Annotated in this window: 13 protein-coding genes; 10 read left to right on the plus strand and 3 right to left on the minus strand. The window is 65.4% G+C overall.

The window, feature by feature from the left end:
- Positions 1 to 38 precede the first annotated feature (38 nt).
- From Q9R39_RS11005 to Q9R39_RS11015, 3 genes are all read left to right on the plus strand, one after another.
- Positions 39 to 1,220, plus strand: coding sequence for an ATP/GTP-binding protein (locus tag Q9R39_RS11005; RefSeq protein ID WP_311277480.1), 1,182 nt, complete (start codon positions 39 to 41; stop codon positions 1,218 to 1,220).
- Complete coding sequence (locus Q9R39_RS11010) at positions 1,217 to 1,618, plus strand: hypothetical protein (protein ID WP_311277481.1); 402 nt, start codon at positions 1,217 to 1,219, stop codon at positions 1,616 to 1,618. Before Q9R39_RS11005 ends, Q9R39_RS11010 begins: the two co-directional genes overlap by 4 nt.
- Positions 1,619 to 2,839: 1,221 nt before the next feature.
- Positions 2,840 to 6,286 (plus strand): DEAD/DEAH box helicase family protein, encoded by a 3,447-nt coding sequence (locus Q9R39_RS11015; RefSeq protein ID WP_311277482.1) that lies wholly within the window; start codon positions 2,840 to 2,842, stop codon positions 6,284 to 6,286.
- A gap of 42 nt (positions 6,287 to 6,328) precedes the next feature.
- On the opposite strand, the gene Q9R39_RS11020 is transcribed toward Q9R39_RS11015, so the two are convergent.
- The 3 genes from Q9R39_RS11020 to Q9R39_RS11030 all read right to left on the minus strand — a co-directional run bounded on the left by Q9R39_RS11020 (position 6,329) and on the right by Q9R39_RS11030 (position 9,362).
- Complete coding sequence (locus tag Q9R39_RS11020; RefSeq protein ID WP_311277483.1) at positions 6,329 to 6,682, minus strand: hypothetical protein; 354 nt, start codon at positions 6,680 to 6,682, stop codon at positions 6,329 to 6,331.
- Between the two features lie 428 nt (positions 6,683 to 7,110).
- Positions 7,111 to 7,998 carry a MaoC/PaaZ C-terminal domain-containing protein gene (locus tag Q9R39_RS11025; protein WP_265968516.1) on the minus strand — a complete coding sequence of 296 codons (888 nt, stop codon included), beginning with the start codon at positions 7,996 to 7,998 and terminating at the stop codon, positions 7,111 to 7,113.
- Positions 7,998 to 9,362: a 3-oxoacyl-ACP reductase gene (locus Q9R39_RS11030; RefSeq protein ID WP_265968515.1), complete on the minus strand. Its 1,365-nt coding sequence runs from the start codon at positions 9,360 to 9,362 to the stop codon at positions 7,998 to 8,000. The genes Q9R39_RS11025 and Q9R39_RS11030 overlap by 1 nt, the downstream gene beginning before the upstream one ends.
- A 90-nt stretch (positions 9,363 to 9,452) precedes the next feature.
- On the opposite strand from Q9R39_RS11030, the gene Q9R39_RS11035 reads away from it, so the two are divergent.
- From Q9R39_RS11035 to Q9R39_RS11065, 7 genes are all read left to right on the plus strand, one after another.
- Positions 9,453 to 10,766 (plus strand): acetyl-CoA C-acetyltransferase, encoded by a 1,314-nt coding sequence (locus Q9R39_RS11035; protein WP_259935855.1) that lies wholly within the window; start codon positions 9,453 to 9,455, stop codon positions 10,764 to 10,766.
- Between the two features lie 297 nt (positions 10,767 to 11,063).
- Complete coding sequence (locus Q9R39_RS11040) at positions 11,064 to 12,761, plus strand: VanW family protein (protein ID WP_311277485.1); 1,698 nt, start codon at positions 11,064 to 11,066, stop codon at positions 12,759 to 12,761.
- 105 nt (positions 12,762 to 12,866) lie between these two features.
- Positions 12,867 to 13,646 carry an SDR family NAD(P)-dependent oxidoreductase gene (locus Q9R39_RS11045; RefSeq protein WP_058252218.1) on the plus strand — a complete coding sequence of 260 codons (780 nt, stop codon included), beginning with the start codon at positions 12,867 to 12,869 and terminating at the stop codon, positions 13,644 to 13,646.
- A 147-nt stretch (positions 13,647 to 13,793) separates the two neighbouring features.
- Entirely contained in the window at positions 13,794 to 15,359 is a 1,566-nt protein-coding gene (locus tag Q9R39_RS11050) for an SLC13 family permease (protein WP_311277486.1), read from the plus strand.
- Positions 15,360 to 15,453: 94 nt separating this feature from the next.
- Positions 15,454 to 16,671: a glycerate kinase gene (locus tag Q9R39_RS11055; RefSeq protein ID WP_311277487.1), complete on the plus strand. Its 1,218-nt coding sequence runs from the start codon at positions 15,454 to 15,456 to the stop codon at positions 16,669 to 16,671.
- A gap of 117 nt (positions 16,672 to 16,788) precedes the next feature.
- Positions 16,789 to 17,262 carry a TerD family protein gene (locus Q9R39_RS11060; protein WP_311277488.1) on the plus strand — a complete coding sequence of 158 codons (474 nt, stop codon included), beginning with the start codon at positions 16,789 to 16,791 and terminating at the stop codon, positions 17,260 to 17,262.
- Entirely contained in the window at positions 17,232 to 18,353 is a 1,122-nt protein-coding gene (locus Q9R39_RS11065; protein ID WP_311277489.1) for a TerD family protein, read from the plus strand. Before Q9R39_RS11060 ends, Q9R39_RS11065 begins: the two co-directional genes overlap by 31 nt.
- Positions 18,354 to 18,431 lie beyond the last annotated feature (78 nt).

Below are 18,431 nucleotides of genomic sequence, written 5' to 3' on the forward strand. Positions count from 1 at the left end.
GCTGCTGTGCTGGCAGACGCGTGTTGTACCGTCCTGGCATGGCCAAGTACCCAAGAGTTCGCGAGCAGCACATAGCCGTCTTCGGCGAGAGCGGGTCGGGCAAGACGGTTCTGGTTTCGTCGTTCTTCGGCCCGACCCAAGAGGGGTCGTACAAGAACGATCTCTGGGATCTCGTAGCTGACGACATGGGCCAGGGGAGTCGGCTCTACCAAAATTACCTCGGCATGCGAGACCGAGCGATGGCGCCGATTACCACCCGCTTCAAGTCCACGACCTACTACTTTTCCGTCCGGTTGAAAGGCGGAGACAATGACGCGGCCAAGAAAAGGCCCTTCGACGTCCTTAGGCTCGCTTGGCACGACTACCCCGGCGACTGGTTCGAGACCGAACCCAGCAGTGCAGAGGAGAGCAACAGACGTATCGACAGTTTTCGCTCTCTGCTTCGTTCCGACGTAGCAATTCTGCTGGTAGACGGACAGAAGTTACTTGAGTACCCCGGTGAGGAAGAGCGGTATCTCAAGTCACTCATGTTCAACTTCCGCAATGGGCTTCTGCATCTGAAGGACGATCTGCTGGCGGACGGGCCCATTGTCGAGTTCCCCCGAGTGTGGATATTGGCCTTGTCGAAAGCTGATCTTTTCCCAGACTGGAACGTCGATACGTTCCGCGATCTGGTCATCCTCACGGCGGGGGAGGACATCGAGCGCCTTCGGTCGACCGTCGCCGAACTCATCAAGACTCCCGAGGCCCTTTCCATCGGCGAAGACTTCATGCTGCTCTCTTCCGCCAAGTTTGAACTCAAGTCCGACGGTCCGAAGGCGGTCGACATCGACCTCACACAGCGTGTTGGTCTCGATCTCGTACTTCCTGTGGCGTCTATTCTTCCGATGGAGCGTCGTGTGCAATGGCAAGGGAGATATCAAATTCCTCTTAAGGTGCTCGACTCGCTTGCCGACGGTGCCGAGTTGCTGGCAGTTGGCCTAGCTGGTGGGAAATTTGCGCCTGTCGAGAAGTTTCTGGCCAGGATGCCCAGGGTAGGTAAGGCCGCCGCGATTGCGCTGCCGATCCTGACAGAAGCAGTCCAGTTGGCAGGACCGAAACTCAAGGAAATGAACGCGCAGGCCCGGGCGAAGCACGACTATCTGCGAGCGACCCTGACGCAGTTCAAGCTGGACCTCGAACAGGGCGTCAACGACAAAGTGATCAAGAACCCGAAGTGAATACTCCGCAGTACGACAGCTTGATCTGGGCCACCCGGGGTCGGACCTGGGGCTTTCGGTTTCTATTGAACGCCGGACTCGGCGATCCGCTCTCGGACTACGAACGCGCTTTTGGGGATCTCCAGAGCGCGCCGACCGCATGGCGTCGCCACGGCGGACAAGTCGCGCTGCGCTTTCCAGATCCGCTCGGGCGTCAAGACTCAGCAGGTCGTGTGATCCCCCACGAGTTCGTCATCTGCGGCGATCTCGCCGCAGCCGTCGACTCCGTCGAGGACGGTCTACACATGGTATGGCCTTTGGTGTCTGAGGTCTACGCGAGTGTTTGGGACGCCCTCAACCCACCGGATCTGCGCGATTGGAACACCGAAGGCGAGGGACACACGCGGGATACCACCTGATCACCCAGCGCGAGCACTGTCAGCGGCGGCGCCCGGTCCCGGGATGCCCGTTAGGTACCTCGATACTGCTGTGACGTGGTGAGATGTCGTACTCGGGTCCGAAGACAGAGGGTCGCCGCTGCCGTTTGCTCTTGACGGGCTTGATCGGCGGCAAGTCGTTCAATCGGGGTGTGCGCCGATCGAGGGCACACCCGTGTGATGGCTCCGTCGAGTAGAACTCCTTGCGGCACAGCCGACAGACACGCCGTGGCGGTGCCGATGGCTCCTGTCCCGACCGGGGTTTCGCCTTTGTAGCGGGTCTGGTTCGTGATCCTTTCGGTTCGTTCTTACCTTCGAACATGAACTTGAGCTCGCCGAACTCGTGGCTCTTCCCAACGCCCGGTTTCCTGGCCAACTGCCGTTTGAGCAGTTGATACCTTTTTCGCTTGGCGACAGTCGTACGTAGTCCATACGCACTGCGGATGACTTTCGCGATGTCACCCGGAACCTTCGGATGCTCGGCATCACTCCTAGCGCCATGCCTACTGGCGAGCATCGCGATGTAATCGGTACTCAGGTGAAGCTCTTGGGCAAGAGTGGCAATCGCGACAGAGCTGGTGGGCCTAGCCATGCCTGGCCCGCTTACCGCATTCTTGCTGCCGGCTCGTTGCTTCCGCGGAGCCTTCTCCGAACCAGAGGTCTGTGCGCGCATCGTGGTTGACGCCCCACCCGACTTCTTACCGGTGGGTCGCATGGAACTCGCTGTGGGGAGGCCGAACACCGAGACCAGCTTGCGGTACTCCTGCTCTTCGGCCTTGGACAGCCGGCGGGACCTTGCGCTCCTGGCGAGATGGTCCCGCCGCGTTCGCAGTGCCACAGATGACTTCATGCTGTGTCTTTCCCGGATCTGGCCGGCGACCACCGAGCTGACCAGACTGGACCGATCGCGCACGCCCTTATCCCCAAGGCGACGCGCCAACTTCACGACCGCCCGTACGGGCAATCCGACCTCGTTTGCCATTGCGTGCACGGAGATACCGGACAACGTCACCCCATCGTGGTCAGTCCGGCGCACCCCTCGCCAGCCGTCTGCAAAGTCAATCCGATTAGATCACGCGGTGGTGACAACTTCCGGACGAATCCGACATCCCGGATCTCTGTCAGACCGCCTCGCTACCCTGCCCGGCTCGGCAACAGCAGGGCGTCTATGTGTCAGGATCTATGACGGTGAAGGAGGCAGCGATGGCAGGCAACTTCGATTTCCTGCAGGCAGAGTGGCCGCAGATCTACGCCAGCGCCAAGAGCGCAGAGCGCGACGCGCTGTTCGATGCCCGCACCACCTGCTTTTACGCACGGCGGACGCTCGAGTCGACAGTCAAGTGGCTCTACACCGCGCACCACCTGTCGGCCCCGTACCGGGACGACCTGTCCGCACGAATTCATGAGCCGGCCTTCCAGCGATTGTTGCCTCCGCAGCTGTTCCCGAAGATGAACCTCATCCGGAAGAGCGGCAACCTTGCAGTCCACGACGACCGACCCGTCGGCAAGGAGTTCGGCCTCCGCGTCCTGGAGGAGCTGTTCCACATCCTGTCGTGGCTAGCGCGCGAGTACGCGTCAAAGCCGGAGTCGAGGCCGTCAGCGGAATCTCAGCTCGACCGGGAGCGGCTGCCCAAACCCGGCGGGGGCCCAGGCGTCGCCAAGACGGTTGCCCAACTGCAGCAACTGAACGTCCAGCTGGAGCAGAAAGATGCCGAGCTCGCGCACGCCGTCCAACAGCGTGCTGACCTCACAGCCCAGCTCACCGCCCGCGACGACCAACTCAAAGCCGCAGACGCAGAGAAAGCCACACTCGAGGAACTCGTCGCGACCTTGCGAGCCCAGGTCGCTGCAGCAAAGGACACGGCCGCCCCGCACCCGGACACCCACGACTACAACGAAGCCCAAACCCGCAGCGACATCATCGACCTGATGTTGCATGAGGCGGGTTGGCCTCTGACCGAAACGCGGGACCGCGAGTACCCGGTGACCGGGATGCCGGATGGCAAGAACGGTTACGTCGACTACGTTCTGTGGGGAAGCGACGGGCTGCCGCTCGCGGTCGTCGAAGCCAAGCGAACGTCGAAGGATGCCGGCGCCGGCAAACATCAGGCCAAGCTGTATGCGGACTGCCTGGAGGCGATGACGGGACGTCGGCCGATCATCTTCTATACCAATGGCTTCGAGATCTATCTCCATGACGATCTCAACTATCCGCCGCGACTCGTCGAAGGCTTCTATACACGCGATGAGCTCGAGCTCGAGATTCAGCGCCGAACCTCGCGCAAGAAGCTCGCCGAGATCGACGTTCCTACGTCCATCGTCGAACGCCACTACCAGACGCGAGCGATCAGGCGGGTCACCGACAGATTCGAAAGCGAGCGTCAGCGGTCCGCCCTTCTGGTGATGGCGACCGGGTCTGGCAAGACGCGCACGGTCATCGCACTCTCTGACATGTTGATGCGCGCGAACTGGGCGAAGCGCATCCTGTTCCTCGCCGACCGCGTGGCACTGGTCAAGCAGGCGGTGAATGCCTACAAGACCTTTTTACCCGAGGCCCCGCCGGTGAACCTGCTGACCGACAAGAACACAGACGGACGCGTCTACATGTCGACCTATCCGACGATGATGGGCCTGATCAACGAGATCTACGACGGCCGTCGTAGATTCGGCCCCGGATACTTCGACCTCGTCGTCATCGACGAGGCTCACCGATCCGTGTACCAGAAGTATCGCCGAATCTTCGAGTACTTCGACTCGTTCCTCCTGGGCCTCACCGCCACGCCGAAGGACGACGTCGACTTCAACACCTTCCAGTTGTTCGGGCTCGAAACCGGGGTCCCCACAGATGACTACGAGCTCGAAGAGGCCATCAAAGACGGCTACCTCGTGCCGCCGCGAGCCGTCAACGTGCCTCTCGGGTTTCAGCGGCAGGGCATCAAGTACAACGATCTCTCCGACGAAGAGAAGAAGCGCTGGGAGGCCCAGGACTGGGAACTCGACGCCTCCCATGATGAGTACCCCGACGCCGTCGACGCCGAGGCCGTCAACAAATGGCTGTTCAACACCGACACGGTCGACAAGGCCCTCGAAGTGCTCATGACGAAAGGCCACAAGGTTGCGGGCGGCGACCGCCTCGGCAAGACGATCATCTTCGCCAAGAACCAGCGCCACGCTGACTTCATCGCGCAACGCTTCGACGTCAGTTATCCCCAGTACAAAGGAACCTTCGCGGCGGTGATCACCCACTCCGTCTCGCACGGCCAAGACCTGATCGATCGATTCTCGCAGCCGGAGTCAGAGCCGCACATCGCCATCTCCGTCGACATGCTGGACACCGGCATCGACGTCCCCGACGTCGTGAACCTCGTCTTCTTCAAGCCGGTCCGGTCCAAGACCAAGTTCTGGCAGATGGTCGGCCGCGGAACCCGATTGCGGCCCGGCCTTTACGGGCCTGACCAGGACAAGAAGGACTTCTTCATCTTCGACCTGTGCGGCAACGTCGAATTCTTCGGTGCGCATCCGGACGCAGCCGAGGGAACCATCGCCAAGAGTCTGTCGCAGAAGCTCTTCGAGAAGCGCACCGACATCGTCTTCGCGCTCGACCGGTCGCACAGCTATCCCGCCCTTCGAGACGACGTCGCCGACGGTCTCCACCGACACGTTCAGTCCATGAATCTCGACAATTTCCTCGTGCGGCCACGGCGTCGTCAGGTCGAGACCTACCGCGATCGCTCGCGATGGGAGTCGTTGTCGGAGCCCAAGGTTCGCGAGATCGTCGACAGCCTCGCTGATCTGCCCACCACCATCCGCGACACCGATGAGATGGCCAAACGTTTCGACTTGATCATGCTCAGCGGCCAACTCGCGGTCATCGAGGGGGACGAGACCAAGTTCTCACGACGCCGGGACCGGGTGCGGGAGGTCGCAGACGGCCTCCTCGAGCAGCTCACGATTCCGAAGATCAAGAGCAAGGAAGCGCTCCTGCGCGAAGTCGCGTCCGACGAATGGTGGGTCGACGTCACGCCGGAAATGCTCGAGGACGCGCGCAAGGAGATCCGGTCACTCGTCGGCCTGCTCGAGAAGACCAAACAGCCGATCGTCTACACCGAACTCACCGACACCTTCATCGGCGATGTCGAAGAAGTCGACATGCCGATCATGCGCACCGGCACCGACAAGGAACGGTTCACCGCAAAGATCCGCGACTACCTCCGGTACCAGCCGGACAACCTTGCTCTGCAGAAGCTCCGGACCGGGAAACCGTTGACGCAGAGCGACCTCGACTCGCTGCAGGAACTGCTCGGACGCAGCGGCGCGGGCACCCCCGAGGAACTCCAGCAGGCGATCGCCGACGCACACGGCCTGCCGAAGTTCATCCGCTCCCTCGTCGGACTCGATCGGCAGGCAGTCAACGAACGCTTCACGGCGTTCCTCACCGAAACCAACGCCACTGCCGACCAGATCGACTTCGTCGGCCTCATCGTCGACTACCTGACCCGCAACGGGTCGATGGAACCGGGCAAGCTGTACGACCCGCCATTCATCGACAGGGCGCCGCAGGGGCCGGACCAGGTCTTCGACATGGACAGATTGTCGCGGCTCGTCCAGATCATCGAAGGATTCGACGAGGCGGGCGGGCAGTCGGCGTAGGGGAAAGCCGTTGCGACGCAAGGACCTGTGCGGTGCTTCGTATTACGGTTTGCAGGCGCTTGGATTCCATGCAACCGCGTATACCTCATGTTGTCTCGTCGGTTCGATATGGAAGGAGACGCACTTGCCAACCGCGTTCTTGTAGTAGAACTTGTTGATCGCATTCGGGGTGACGAGAATGACTCCGGGAATGGCTACCTGGACGTTCGGTGGTACCGAACCCATGAGATCCGCGAACAGTTTGGACTGGCTGATTGACAGGTTGAGCCGTGTCAGGCCCTTCTGCGAACCCTCGATGCCAGTGGCGTCGACGTACCATACTCCGATCACTCCCTGTTCCCTGGGATCGTCGGGATGGGCTGCAGCAGTACCAATTCCGGCGAACAGGGCTGCCATGGCAGCGAGTGTCGCGAAGAGCTTTCTCATGAGCATTACCCCTCCTCTGGGTGACAGCTTGCCGTCACCGCCCGCGAGTTCTGGCCGCGCGACATCGGGTCGCGCCTCGGCTCCGACGAAGCCTGCACCGATATGTTCAAGGTCTCGCGAAACCCTGACCAAGGCGAGAGCGGCCCCCGACCGGCGTGCAGGGGCAGCTCTCAAACCAGTGGTAGAGCCCTCCTTTAAATGTGTTCTGCGCCACATAAGTCGGTGTTTGTCGAGTATGAGTCAAACGCTGGTCGATGTAAATGCTCATTAGTTTTCGTAAAGAAGGTCCGGTGTTGGTGTTCTTGAGTACGGAAGGTTCCGTGCCGAACGAGGGAGCCGGGCCTGCCAAGTTTCGGCAGGCCCGGCTCGGTCGAGTTCCCGGAAACGCGGGGCCGCCCTCAGCCCTCCCGAGTCGTCGCGGTGAGGTGCGGGAAACCCTTGCGACGGTCGCGGATCGCGATGTCGAAGTTCCCCTTGCCGTCGATGCGGCGGGTGTAGAGGTTCACCTTGGCCGGTAACAGGATCGGCTTGCCGAACCTGACGTCGTAGGTGACCGCGTCGGGCAGCTGCGCCTCCACGTTCGCGACAGCTGCTGCGGCACTCCACATCCCGTGGGCGATCGCCTTGGGGAAGCCGAATGCCTTCGCCGGCAGGTTGCCCATGTGGATCGGGTTGCGGTCGCCCGAGGCTGCGGCGTACTCGCGGATCCGCTTGAGGTCGACGGCCAGGATGGCGTCCGGCGGCGGCGGGGTCTTCGACTTCGGTTCAGGACCCCGCGGCTCGTCGGACAGTCTGGTGCGCTGCTGCTTCAGGAAGGTCGCCGTCTGGGCGGTTACCAGCTCGGACCCGACGCGGATCTCGCTCACCACGTCGATGAGGATGCCCTTGCGGTGCTCGCGAAGGTTCTGGGCGTGCGTGACGATGTCCAGCGGCTCACCGACGCCGATGGGTCGCGTGCGTTCGATGGTGTTCGTCATGTGCACCGAACCGACGGCGCCGAAGGGGAATTCGTCGGACGTCATGAGCTTCATGACGACCGGGAACTGCAGCACGAACGGGTACGTCAGCGGCAGGGTGTCGCCGAACCGCTGCCCGGTCGCGTGGCAATACGCCTGCAGCGCAGCCGAGTCCACCCGCACGCCGTCGATCCGGTAACGGGTGTCCGGTGCGGTCGCGTCGGCCGGAACACGCGGCGGCTTGCCGATGCCGGGCAGCAGCGCGGTGACGGCCTTGCCGTACAGCTCGGCGGTACCGGGGGCGGCGGGGAGGGTGATCGTCTTTGCCATCAGGCCCCCAGGAATCCCTGGCCGCAGACGCGGACCACGTTGCCGGTGATGGCATTGCTCGCCGGGTTGGCGAAGTAGGCGACGGTCTCGGCGACGTCGACGGTCTCGCCGCCCTGCTGTAGCGAACTCATCAGTCGCCCGGCCTCACGGGTGGCGAGCGGGATGGCCGCGGTCATCTTGGTCTCGATGAAGCCGGGTGCCACCGCGTTGATGGTGATGCCCTTCTCGGCCAGGATCGGCGCGTAGGCGTCGACGAGACCGATCACACCGGCCTTCGAGGCGCCGTAGTTGGTCTGACCGCGATTGCCCGCGATGCCGGCGATCGACGACACGTCGACGACGGCGCCGCCCTCGCGCAGTGCGCCCTTCTCGAGCAAGGTCTCGACGAGGGTCTGCGGCGCGATGAGGTTGACCGCGATGACCGCGTCCCAGCGGGCGTCGTCCATGTTGGCGAGCAGCTTGTCGCGGGTGATGCCGGCGTTGTTGACGATGATGTCGATGCCGCCGTGGCGCTCGAGGGCGTGTTCGGCGAGTTTGGCGCCGGCGTCGGCCGCGGTGACGTCGAGCGGGAAGGCGGTGCCGCCGACCTTGTTCGCGGTCTCCGACAGCGCGTCACCTGCTTGCGGGACGTCGGCCGCGATCACGTGGGCGCCGTCGCGGGACAGGACCTCGGCGATCGTCGCACCGATGCCGCGTGCGGCGCCGGTGACGACGGCGACCTTGCCCTCGAGCGGGCGGTCCCAGTTCTTCGGAGCGGTCGCGTCGGCACCGCCGACCCGGATCACCTGGGCGTCGACGAAGGCCGACTTCGCCGACAGCACGAAGCGGACGGTCGACTCGAGGCCGGTCAGCCCGGTCTTGGCGTCGGGGGAGACGTAGACGAGCTGGACGGTGGAACCCTTCAGGAGTTCCTTGCCCAGCGAGCGGGTGAAGCCCTCGAGGGCGCGCTGCGCGACGCGCTCGGAGGGGTCGGTGATCAGTTCCGGCGTGGTGCCGATGACGAGGAATCGTGCGCAGGCGGCGGTCGATCGCATCGCGGGCTGGAAGAACTCGAAGAGCTGACGTAGCTCGCCGGGAGAGGTGATGCCCGTCGCATCGAAGACGAGTCCGCCGAACTTGTCGGCGCTGCGACCCGTCGTGGCGTTCTGGATGAGGTCGTAGTCCTCGGTCGAGAGCATCTCCCGAAGCGGTTCGACGAGCCGGCCGGACCCGCCGAGCAGAACCGGACCGGGCAGCGGCGGCTCGGAGGCCTTGTATCGGCGCAGCGGCGGCGGGACGGGCAATCCGGCCTGCTTGGCGATGAATGCGCCGGGCGCGGAATGGACGAAGCTCGAGTACAGGCCAGTGTTTCCGTTGGCGGCCACGTTGATCTCCTCTGACTGTCGTTCGACAACGAACTTACTGATGAGTAAGAATACGCTATAGATACCGCACCCGACCCTTGGGAGATCGACGTGGCCGAACAGTCCAACCCCACCAGCAAGCCGAAGACCCGCAGCGATCGTCCCGTCGCGATCCTGGGCGGCAACCGCATCCCGTTCGCACGCCAGGACAAGGCGTACGCGAAGGTCGGCAACCAGGAGATGTTCACCGCCGCGCTCGACGGCCTGGTGAGCCGCTTCAACCTGCAGGGCGAGCAGCTCGGCATGGTCGCCGGCGGCGCCGTGCTCAAGCACGCCCGTGATTTCAATCTCATCCGCGAGTCGGTGCTCGGTTCGGCGTTGTCGCCGTACACCCCTGCCTTCGACATCCAGCAGGCCTGCGGCACCGGACTGCAGGCCATCACGACGGTCGCCGACGGCATCGCCCGCGGCCGCTACGACGCCGCGATCGGCGGTGGCGTCGACACGACGTCCGACGCACCGATCGCCGTGGGCGAGGGCCTGCGTCGTCAGCTGCTCGAGGTCAATCGCGCGCGGAGCACCAAGGACCAGATCCTCGGCGCCGCGAAGCTGCTGACGAAGCTCGGCATCGAGATCCCGCGCAACGGCGAGCCCCGCACGGGCATGTCGATGGGCGAGCACGCAGCCGTCACCGCCAAGGAGTTCGGCATCAAGCGCGCCGACCAGGACGAGTTGGCCGCCCGCAGCCACCAGAACATGGCGGCCGCCTACGACGCCGGCTTCTTCGACGACCTCATCACCCCGTTCCTGGGCCTGACCCGCGACCAGAACCTGCGCGGCGACTCCACCGCGGAGAAGCTCGCCAAGCTCAAGCCGGTCTTCGGTGTCTCGCTCGGCGACGCGACGATGACCGCGGGCAACTCGACGCCCCTCACCGACGGTGCGTCGACCGTGCTGCTCGCCAGCGATGAGTGGGCCGCCGACCGCGGACTGCCGGTGCTCGCCTACTTCGTGGACAGCGAGACCGCGGCGGTCGACTACGTCAACGGTCCGGACGGGCTGCTCATGGCCCCGACCTACGCGGTGCCGCGTCTGCTCGCCCGCAACGGGCTCACACTGCAGGACTTCGACTTCTACGAGATCCACGAGGCCTTCGCGTCGGTGGTCCTCGCGACCCTGCAGGCCTGGGAGTCCGAGGAGTACTGCAAGGAGCGCCTCGGCCTCGACTCGGCACTGGGTTCGATCGACCGCAGCAAGCTCAACGTCCACGGTTCGTCGCTCGCGGCGGGTCACCCCTTCGCGGCGACCGGCGGCCGGATCGTCGCGCAGGCGGCCAAGCAGATCAAGGAGAACGGCGGCGGTCGCGCGCTGATCTCGATCTGTGCCGCGGGCGGCCAGGGCGTCACCGCGATCATCGAGGGCTGACGACCCGAAGCGGACATCATCGAGAGCTGGAATCCCGGTAAGTGAGACGGATCGGCGACTGATCGGCCGATCCGTCTCACTTTCGTGGGACGAATCGGGGTACTTCGTCACATATTCGACAGAATCGGCCGTCCGGGGATGCCTCCGGCCGAAAAGTAGCGTAAATATGTCTATAGCTCCGGCTGCGCTGTCAGACCCCCGACCCGACAGCTCGGCCGGAGCGCCTGCTTTCCCGACCGTAGTTCTGCGGCCACCCCCTGATTGGTAAGTCGTCAGCCCGCCGAGCTGCCAGCCCCGATGGATGGAGTTGTGACCCCAGGCTCTCGCCGAGCACGATCCGCGCTACGCGCCGTGCTCGCCGTCGTCGCCGTGATCACGCTCGTCCTCGCCGCGGAGTTCGTGGCCACCCGCTCCGATTCCCCACGCAACGCCGTCGTCGGCGGTATCGATGCGGGCGGTCGGAACTCCGCCGAACTCACCTCCGTACTCGACGAGCTGACGGCGCGCTCGCGACAACCGGTCGTCTTGCGGACGCCGGAGGGCTCGGCCGAGGTCGCGCCCGCCGAGCTGGGACTCACATACGACGCCGATGCGACGCGGGCTCGTCTCCTCGAGCAACCGCGCAATCCGCTCGTCCGTCTGGCCGCGCTGTTCGGCCGCGACTTCGACGTCGAGCCGGTCGTCACGCTGGATCGGACGGCGATGAACGCGGCGCTCGACGCCCAGCGCGCGTCACTCGAGAAGGCCGCGGTCGAGGGTGGTGTGCACTACGACGGCACCGAGCCCGTCGGGTATCAGCCCGCCAAGGGTGAACGCATCGCGCGAGACGCTGCCGCCGCGACCCTCGTCGACCGTTGGCTGGACGGCGCCCCCGTCGACCTGCCCATGGAACCCTTCTCGCCGACGGTGAGCGCCGAGGTCGTGGCCGCGACCGTCGCCGGACCGGCCGAACGGGTGGTCGCGGCTCCCGTGAGTCTCGTGGACCGCCGCAAACGGACGGTCGAGGTGCCCGCGGGAGACCTGGCGTCGATGGTGACCTTCGGGCCCGACGGCCGCGGCGGGCTCACTCCCCGAGCCGACGAGAAGGTGGGGCGCGAGATCCTCGCCCCCGACCTCGACGCCTCGCAACGGGCCCCCGTCAGCGCGACGTTCAGTCTGGCGTCCGGCCGTCCGCAGGTGGTGCCGGGCGTCGACGGCGCCGCGATCAACTGGCCGAAGACCCTCGCCGCCGTCGCCACGAGTGCGGCGGCCGACGGTGGCGATCGCAGGGTCGAGGTCGTCTACGACGACGTCGAGCCGAAGCTCACGACCGATGCCGCGCGCAAGCTCGGGGTCACCGAACTGATCAGCGAGTACACCACCGGTGGCTTCTCGAGCGCTTCCGGGGAGAACATCCGGCTCGTCGCCGCCGAGGTCGACGGGGCCCTCGTCCTGCCCGGAAAGGTGTTTTCGCTCAACGGGCACACCGGGCCGCGCGGTTCAGAGCAGGGGTACGTGGAGTCGACGATCATCGACCATGGTCGGGCGTCGAACGCGGTCGGCGGCGGGATCTCCCAGTTCGCGACGACCCTGTACAACGCGACGTATTTCGCCGGGCTCGAGGACGTCGATCACACCGAGCACGCGTATTACATCTCGCGGTACCCGGAGGCGCGGGAGGCGACCGTGTTCGAGGGTGCCATCGACCTGAAGTTCCGCAACAACACGCGGCACGGCGTGCTGATCGAGACCGCCTGGTCGCCGTCGTCGGTGACGGTTCGGCTCTGGGGAACGAAGGCGTTCGAGGTCGAGTCGGTCACGGGTGAGCGGGTTGCCCCCACCGATCCGCCGCGAGTCCGCGTTCCGCGCGGGGACGACTGCATCCCGAGCAGCGGGAGCAAGGGTTTCACGGCGTCGGACACCCGGATCATCAAGGACGCGCGTACCGGACGGGAGATCGATCGGTCCACCCGCACCGTCCGCTACGCGCCCGAACCCATCGTGAAGTGCGTCTGACCCCGGGTGGTTCGGCGCGGGGTGATCTGATGTGGAGGATTTCGATGCGGGGTGTTTCCCCGAAGGGCTTTACCGAGCGATAGAACGCTCGATAGGCTCCGGGGCGTGGATATCAATGGAGCTAGTGCAATCGTCACGGGTGGCGCGTCCGGCATCGGCGCGGCTGCGGCTCGCCAGCTGGCGGCCAAGGGTGCAAAGGTCATCGTCGCCGACCTGAACGCGGACAAGGGCGAGGAACTCGCCAAGGAGATCGGCGGACAGTTCGTCGCCGTCGACGTGACCTCGACCGAACAGATCGAAGCCGCCGTCAACGCGGCCACCGAACTCGGCCCGCTGCGTGCGCTGGTCAACTCGGCCGGCATCGGCTGGGCACAGCGCACCATCGGTCGCGACGGTGAGTTCGGGTCGGCCCACAACCTCGACGCCTACAAGAAGGTCATCGCGATCAACCTGATCGGCACCTTCGACTGCATCCGTCTCGCGGCCACCGCCATGAGCCGCAACGAGCCGCTCGACGGCCACGGTGAGCGCGGCGCGATCGTCAACATGGCCAGCGTCGCAGCCTTCGACGGCCAGATCGGCCAGGCGTCGTACTCGTCGTCCAAGGGCGGCGTCGTCGGCATGACCCTCCCGGTCGCGCGCGACCTGGCCGCGGTCGGCATCCGCGTCAACACCATCGCCCCCGGTCTGATCGACACCCCGATCTACGGTGAAGGCGAAGCGGCCGAGGCGTTCAAGGCCAAGCTCGGCGAGTCGGTCCTGTTCCCGCATCGCCTGGGTGCGCCCGACGAGCTCGCCTCGATGGTCGTCGAGCTGGTCACCAACAGCTACATGAACGCGGAGGTCATCCGCGTCGACGGCGGCATCCGGATGCCACCGAAGTAGATCCGACACACCACTGGGGTAACCGCGCAGACCCACCACCGGCCCGATCCGGTGGTGGGTTTGCCGTCTGTTCACCGGTTCTTTCCGTGAAAGAACTTTCATTCGCGCCTCATGAAGGTGTCACGCCGGCACCGCAGAGTGGTCGCCATGAACGTTCCGCACACGATCGACCGAGGCCCGGGACACCCGGGGCCGGTGACGATGTACGCGACGCGTCCACCGGTGCGCACGGTGACGCCGTCATCGCCGCCGCGGCGCCCCCTCCTCGACGCCGTCGGCAGCGTGCTGTCCCCGTGGGCGGCAGCCGGTCTCGTCGTCGTTCTCGGCGCCGGCGCGTTCGTCGGACATGCCGGGTGGACCGGGGAGTTGCCGTTCGACGCCGTTGTCACCCTCCTCGTCTTCCTGATCGCGGTGTGGGCGTGGATCTTCTCGCCGCTTGATGACACCTATGTCGCGCTGGGTGGCGGTATCGCTCTGGTGGTCTTCGGCATCATCGACGCCAACACCTTCGCGGGCACGCTCGGCTCCGGCGTGATCTGGTTGCTGATCGGTGCTTTCGTGATCGCAGCCGCGGTCACGGCGTCAGGTCTGTCGGCTCGTGTGTCGGCGCGGGTCGTCCGCCGGGCCCGGACGCCTCGTCAGTTGGTCCATCTGATCACCGCGGCCCTGTTGCTGACCACGTTCGCGATCCCGGCGACGTCCGGCCGTGCGGCCCTTGCTCTTCCGATATTTCTCGCGCTCGCCGCGGTCCTGCGTGACCGACCGCGCCTGGTGCTCTGCCTCGCGCTGGTCTTCCCGATGGTGATCCTCTTCTCGGCGGTGGGATCGCTTCTGGGTGCCGGTGCGCACCTCATCACCGTCGAGATCGTCTCGGCCGCAACCGGTGGCGGTATCGGATTCCTGCACTGGGCGGTCCTCGGCATCCCCCTGGCGCTCGTGTGGTCGCACCTCGCGGCCGAGTCGGCACTGTGGTTGATGACCGATCGCGCCGAGCGGGCACGTCCGCTGTGCGTGCCGCCGACCGCTCTCGCGACGACCGGGACGGCGACCTCCGGCCCGCTCACGTCTGCACAACGACGGGTGTCCGGCATCCTCGGACTCGTTGTGGCGCTGTGGTGTTCAGAACCGCTGCACGGTGTCGACCCGGCCATCGTCGCGGTGCTCGGCGCGCTGGCCGCGTCGGCGCCGGCGGTCGGCGCGACGACGCTGGGCGCGGCGCTGAAGACCGTCCCGTGGACGCTCCTGCTGTTCATGGCCGCCACCCTCGCGCTGGGGATGGCGCTCAACTCCAGTGGTGCCGCGGAGTGGCTGGCGGATCAGGCTTTCGGGTCCATCGCCGAGACCGGGCCGGCGGCGGCGATGGTGTTCGTCGTCGTCGCGGCGATCGTCTCGCTGCTCGCGCATCTGGTGATCCAATCCCGTTCGGCCCGTTCGGCGGTACTGATCCCGATCATCGTGGTGACCGCCCCGGCCGTCGGGGTCGACCCCGTCGCCGCGGCCTTCCTGTCCACCGCGGCCGCCGGGTTCTGCATCACCCTCACCAGCTCGGCCAAACCGGTCGCCATGTTCGCGGCGAGCGACGACGTCCCCGGTTACGAACCCCGACATCTGCTCACGATGTCGGCGCTGCTCGCGCCGGTGTCGCTGGTGCTGCTCATCATCTTCGCGTTCTGGGTCTGGCCCTACCTGGGTCTGCCCCTGCTCTCGTCCTGACCGTCGCATCGCCGCGACTGTCCCGAATGTGCCTCCGGGTGCGAGTTCCCGTCTCCTCATCAAGACCTTGTCCGATAGATCAACAGGAGTGCCGATGTCTGTCCGAGTTCCGCAACGAATCCTGGTCGCCCCGAGTGGTTTCAAGGAGAGCCTCGACGCCGTGTCGGTGGCGACCGCCATCGCCGCGGGGGTGCGGCGCACGCTCCCCGGGGTGCGCGTCGACATCGCACCGATCGCGGACGGCGGGGAGGGAACGGCACGCATCCTGGCGGCCGCGGGCAACGGGCGGCTCCACGAGCTGACCGTCCGCGGTCCCACCGGTGAGCCGGTGCAGTCGCACTGGGCCGAGGTCGGCGTCGGTCGGAACCGCATCGGCGTCGTCGAGATGGCCGCCGCAGCTGGATTGGCACTCGTTCCGGCGGGGCAGCGAGATCCCGGCGCCACCACCACTTACGGAGTGGGACAACTGATTGCCGCGGCCCTCGACGCGGGGGTGTCGGCGATTCTCGTCGGCTGCGGCGACTCGGGCACATGCGACGGCGGCGCGGGTGCGCTCCAGGCGCTCGGTGCGCGCGTCCTGGACCATGACGGTGACGAGATCGGTCGCGGCGGAAACGAACTGGCGCGCGCGGCGTCGCTGGATCTCACCGGCCTGCATCCGCGGTTGCGTGAGACCGAGGTGGTGGTCGCGGGCAACCCGCACAACGTCCTCTGCGGACCGAGCGGCGTCGCCCGCGTCTTCGGGCCGCAGAAGGGGGCGACGCCCGCACAGGTCGACTCGCTGTCGGCGGCGCTCGACGTCTGGGCGGACATACTGCAGCGGGATGGGCTGGCCGACATCGACTATCGGCAGGGGGCCGGGTCCGGCGCGTCGGGTGGACTAGGTGCGGGCCTGGCGGCAGCCGGCGGGAAACTGCGGTCGCGGTTCGACGCACTACTCGATTCCGGGCTGTCCGGGATCGATCTCGACCATCGGATCGGCAAGGCGGATCTGGTGATCACCGCAGAGGGTTCGATCGACTTCCAGACCCCTCGCGGCAAGGTGCCCGCGGAGGTGGCCCGCCGCGCCCAGTTGCGGGGTGTGCCCGTTGTCGCGCTTGCGGGTTCGCTCGGGCACGGTGCGCCCGCCGTCCACGACGTGGGGATCGGGGCGATCGCATCGATCATCACGGTACCGATGCCGTTGTCGGAGGCGGTCGCCAACGGAGAGAAGCTCCTCGCCGACGCCGCCGAGCGCACCATGCGGATGATCCTCCTCGGCGCCGCGGTATCCGCCCGGGCCGGGCAGCGGAAGCGGAAGAAGGCGGTCTGATCTCCTCGCCCGAGAGTGTGCGGGACCGATCCTCCGATCAGTTGAATGAGCCTCGAATTCGACCCACTTGTCCGATTTGCCACACGCTGACCAAGGTGTTGCCAATAGGTAGGCGAGGTGGAGCTTCGTGAGCTGTCCAAGGGTGGAAACGTATCCGTCGACGAAGTCGCCGGCGAAAACTCACCGCGGCTGGTGGTCGTCATCCAGACCGAAGCGGCTGCGGGCAAGGAGATCGGACTCGACGCCGGCATCCTCATTCTTGGTGACGACGGTCAAGTGCGGTCCAATGACGACCTGATCTTCTACAACCAGCCCACGGGGGTGGGAGGCGCTGTACGGCTGGTCTCGCACGAGGTGCATCAGCAGGACCCGGACGGCAGTTCGTTCAGTCAGAAAGATGCCGTGGAGGTCGATCTCGCGCGCATACCCGATTCGGTCGCGCGAATAATGGTCACGGCCAGCACGGACCCTCGGACGGATGCGAGCTTCGGAGACGCCGAGCTCGTCAACATGTACGTCGCCATGCAGACGAGCCAGATGCTCCGTTCGTCGTACACGCAATGGAAGGTCTGTCTTCGGAACGCGCGCTGATCTTCGGCGAGATATACCGACGCAACGATGCCTGGAAGATCCGAGCCGTCGGTCAGGGTTACGACGGAGGACTCGAGGCCCTGGTTTCCGACCATGGGATCGAAGTCGACGACTCGGAGTCTGTCGACGGCAGCCTGGATTCGACTGGTGAGGACACGGAACAGAACGTTGCCGGGTCGGTCCCTGAGAAGAGTTCGGCCGAGGCGGCTCTTGCCGCCGACACCGGAGTGCCGGGTGCCGATGACGCCGTGCAAGAAACCGCGCCTTCACTGAGTGAGCCCGGTACAAAGGTCTCGATCGGTCGGAAACGACGCCCGGCGCCGTTGCCGAAAGACTGGGCGTCGAGAACTCTGGCATATCTACCTCGACAGGTTGAGTCGGAGTGGAAGCGGGCGCGCCTTTTTCCATCTGCAGGCATCAAGTCGGCCGCCGAACAAGAGATGCGCACGACGTCCATTCTGTTGGCCACGATGGAGACGGTCCCCGAGTTCGGCCGCGCGGTCCTCAGCCAGACCGGAGCGCCGCGAGGACGTATCGAAGCATTCACCGAAGTTCGATTCTCGATGTCGGGTGAGGATGTGCGCCCGGATGGACTGATCAAGGTAAGTCGCGGTAGCAAGGTGTGGCGAGCACTTGTCGAAGTGAAAACCGGCCGGGCGGAGCTGACCGGGGATCAGGTCGGAACTTACCTCAAACTGGCCAAGGCGAAGTCGTTCGACGCAGTGATCACGATCAGCGGCGACCTGATGGCCTCCCCAGATCTCCACCCTTTCGCTGTCGAGGGTCGGCCCCCGAAGAACACTGTGCTGAAACATCTTTCGTGGGAGGAGGTCCTCGCCGAGGCAATGATCGTGCACGAGCATGTCGGCGTCGACGACAGGGTGCGAGCTCGTCTTCTCGAGGAACTCCTCTGGTACGCCGCCGACAGCCAGTCCGGTATGCGGACCTTCGACGACATGGGCAAGCAGTGGGTCAAGATCCGGAAGCGGTCAAGAACAAGACCGTCGGCGCGTCGGACGACTCGACGTCGGACGTGTGCGACCGATTCGATCGTCTGGCCCGCCACGTCGCGCTCCGGCTCAGCGCACTGACCGGGCAGCGCGTGACTGCACAAGCCCCGGCGAGTCGAGTCGATTCGGTCAGCCGCGCTCGATAACTGGCCGATTCGG

It is taken from the genome of Gordonia sp. AC31 (assembly GCF_031844505.1).
Lineage (GTDB): Bacteria > Actinomycetota > Actinomycetes > Mycobacteriales > Mycobacteriaceae > Gordonia > Gordonia hongkongensis.

Coding starts and splice junctions, on each gene's coding strand:
- Q9R39_RS11055 (WP_311277487.1), top strand. CDS start 15,454: ATGTCTGTCCGAGTTCCGCAACGAATCCTGGTCGCCCCGAGTGGTTTC.
- Q9R39_RS11050 (WP_311277486.1), top strand. CDS start 13,794: ATGAACGTTCCGCACACGATCGACCGAGGCCCGGGACACCCGGGGCCG.
- Q9R39_RS11015 (WP_311277482.1), top strand. CDS start 2,840: ATGGCAGGCAACTTCGATTTCCTGCAGGCAGAGTGGCCGCAGATCTAC.
- Q9R39_RS11005 (WP_311277480.1), top strand. CDS start 39: ATGGCCAAGTACCCAAGAGTTCGCGAGCAGCACATAGCCGTCTTCGGC.
- Q9R39_RS11020 (WP_311277483.1), bottom strand. CDS start 6,682: ATGGCAGCCCTGTTCGCCGGAATTGGTACTGCTGCAGCCCATCCCGAC.
- Q9R39_RS11025 (WP_265968516.1), bottom strand. CDS start 7,998: ATGGCAAAGACGATCACCCTCCCCGCCGCCCCCGGTACCGCCGAGCTG.
- Q9R39_RS11040 (WP_311277485.1), top strand. CDS start 11,064: ATGGATGGAGTTGTGACCCCAGGCTCTCGCCGAGCACGATCCGCGCTA.
- Q9R39_RS11065 (WP_311277489.1), top strand. CDS start 17,232: ATGGAAGGTCTGTCTTCGGAACGCGCGCTGATCTTCGGCGAGATATAC.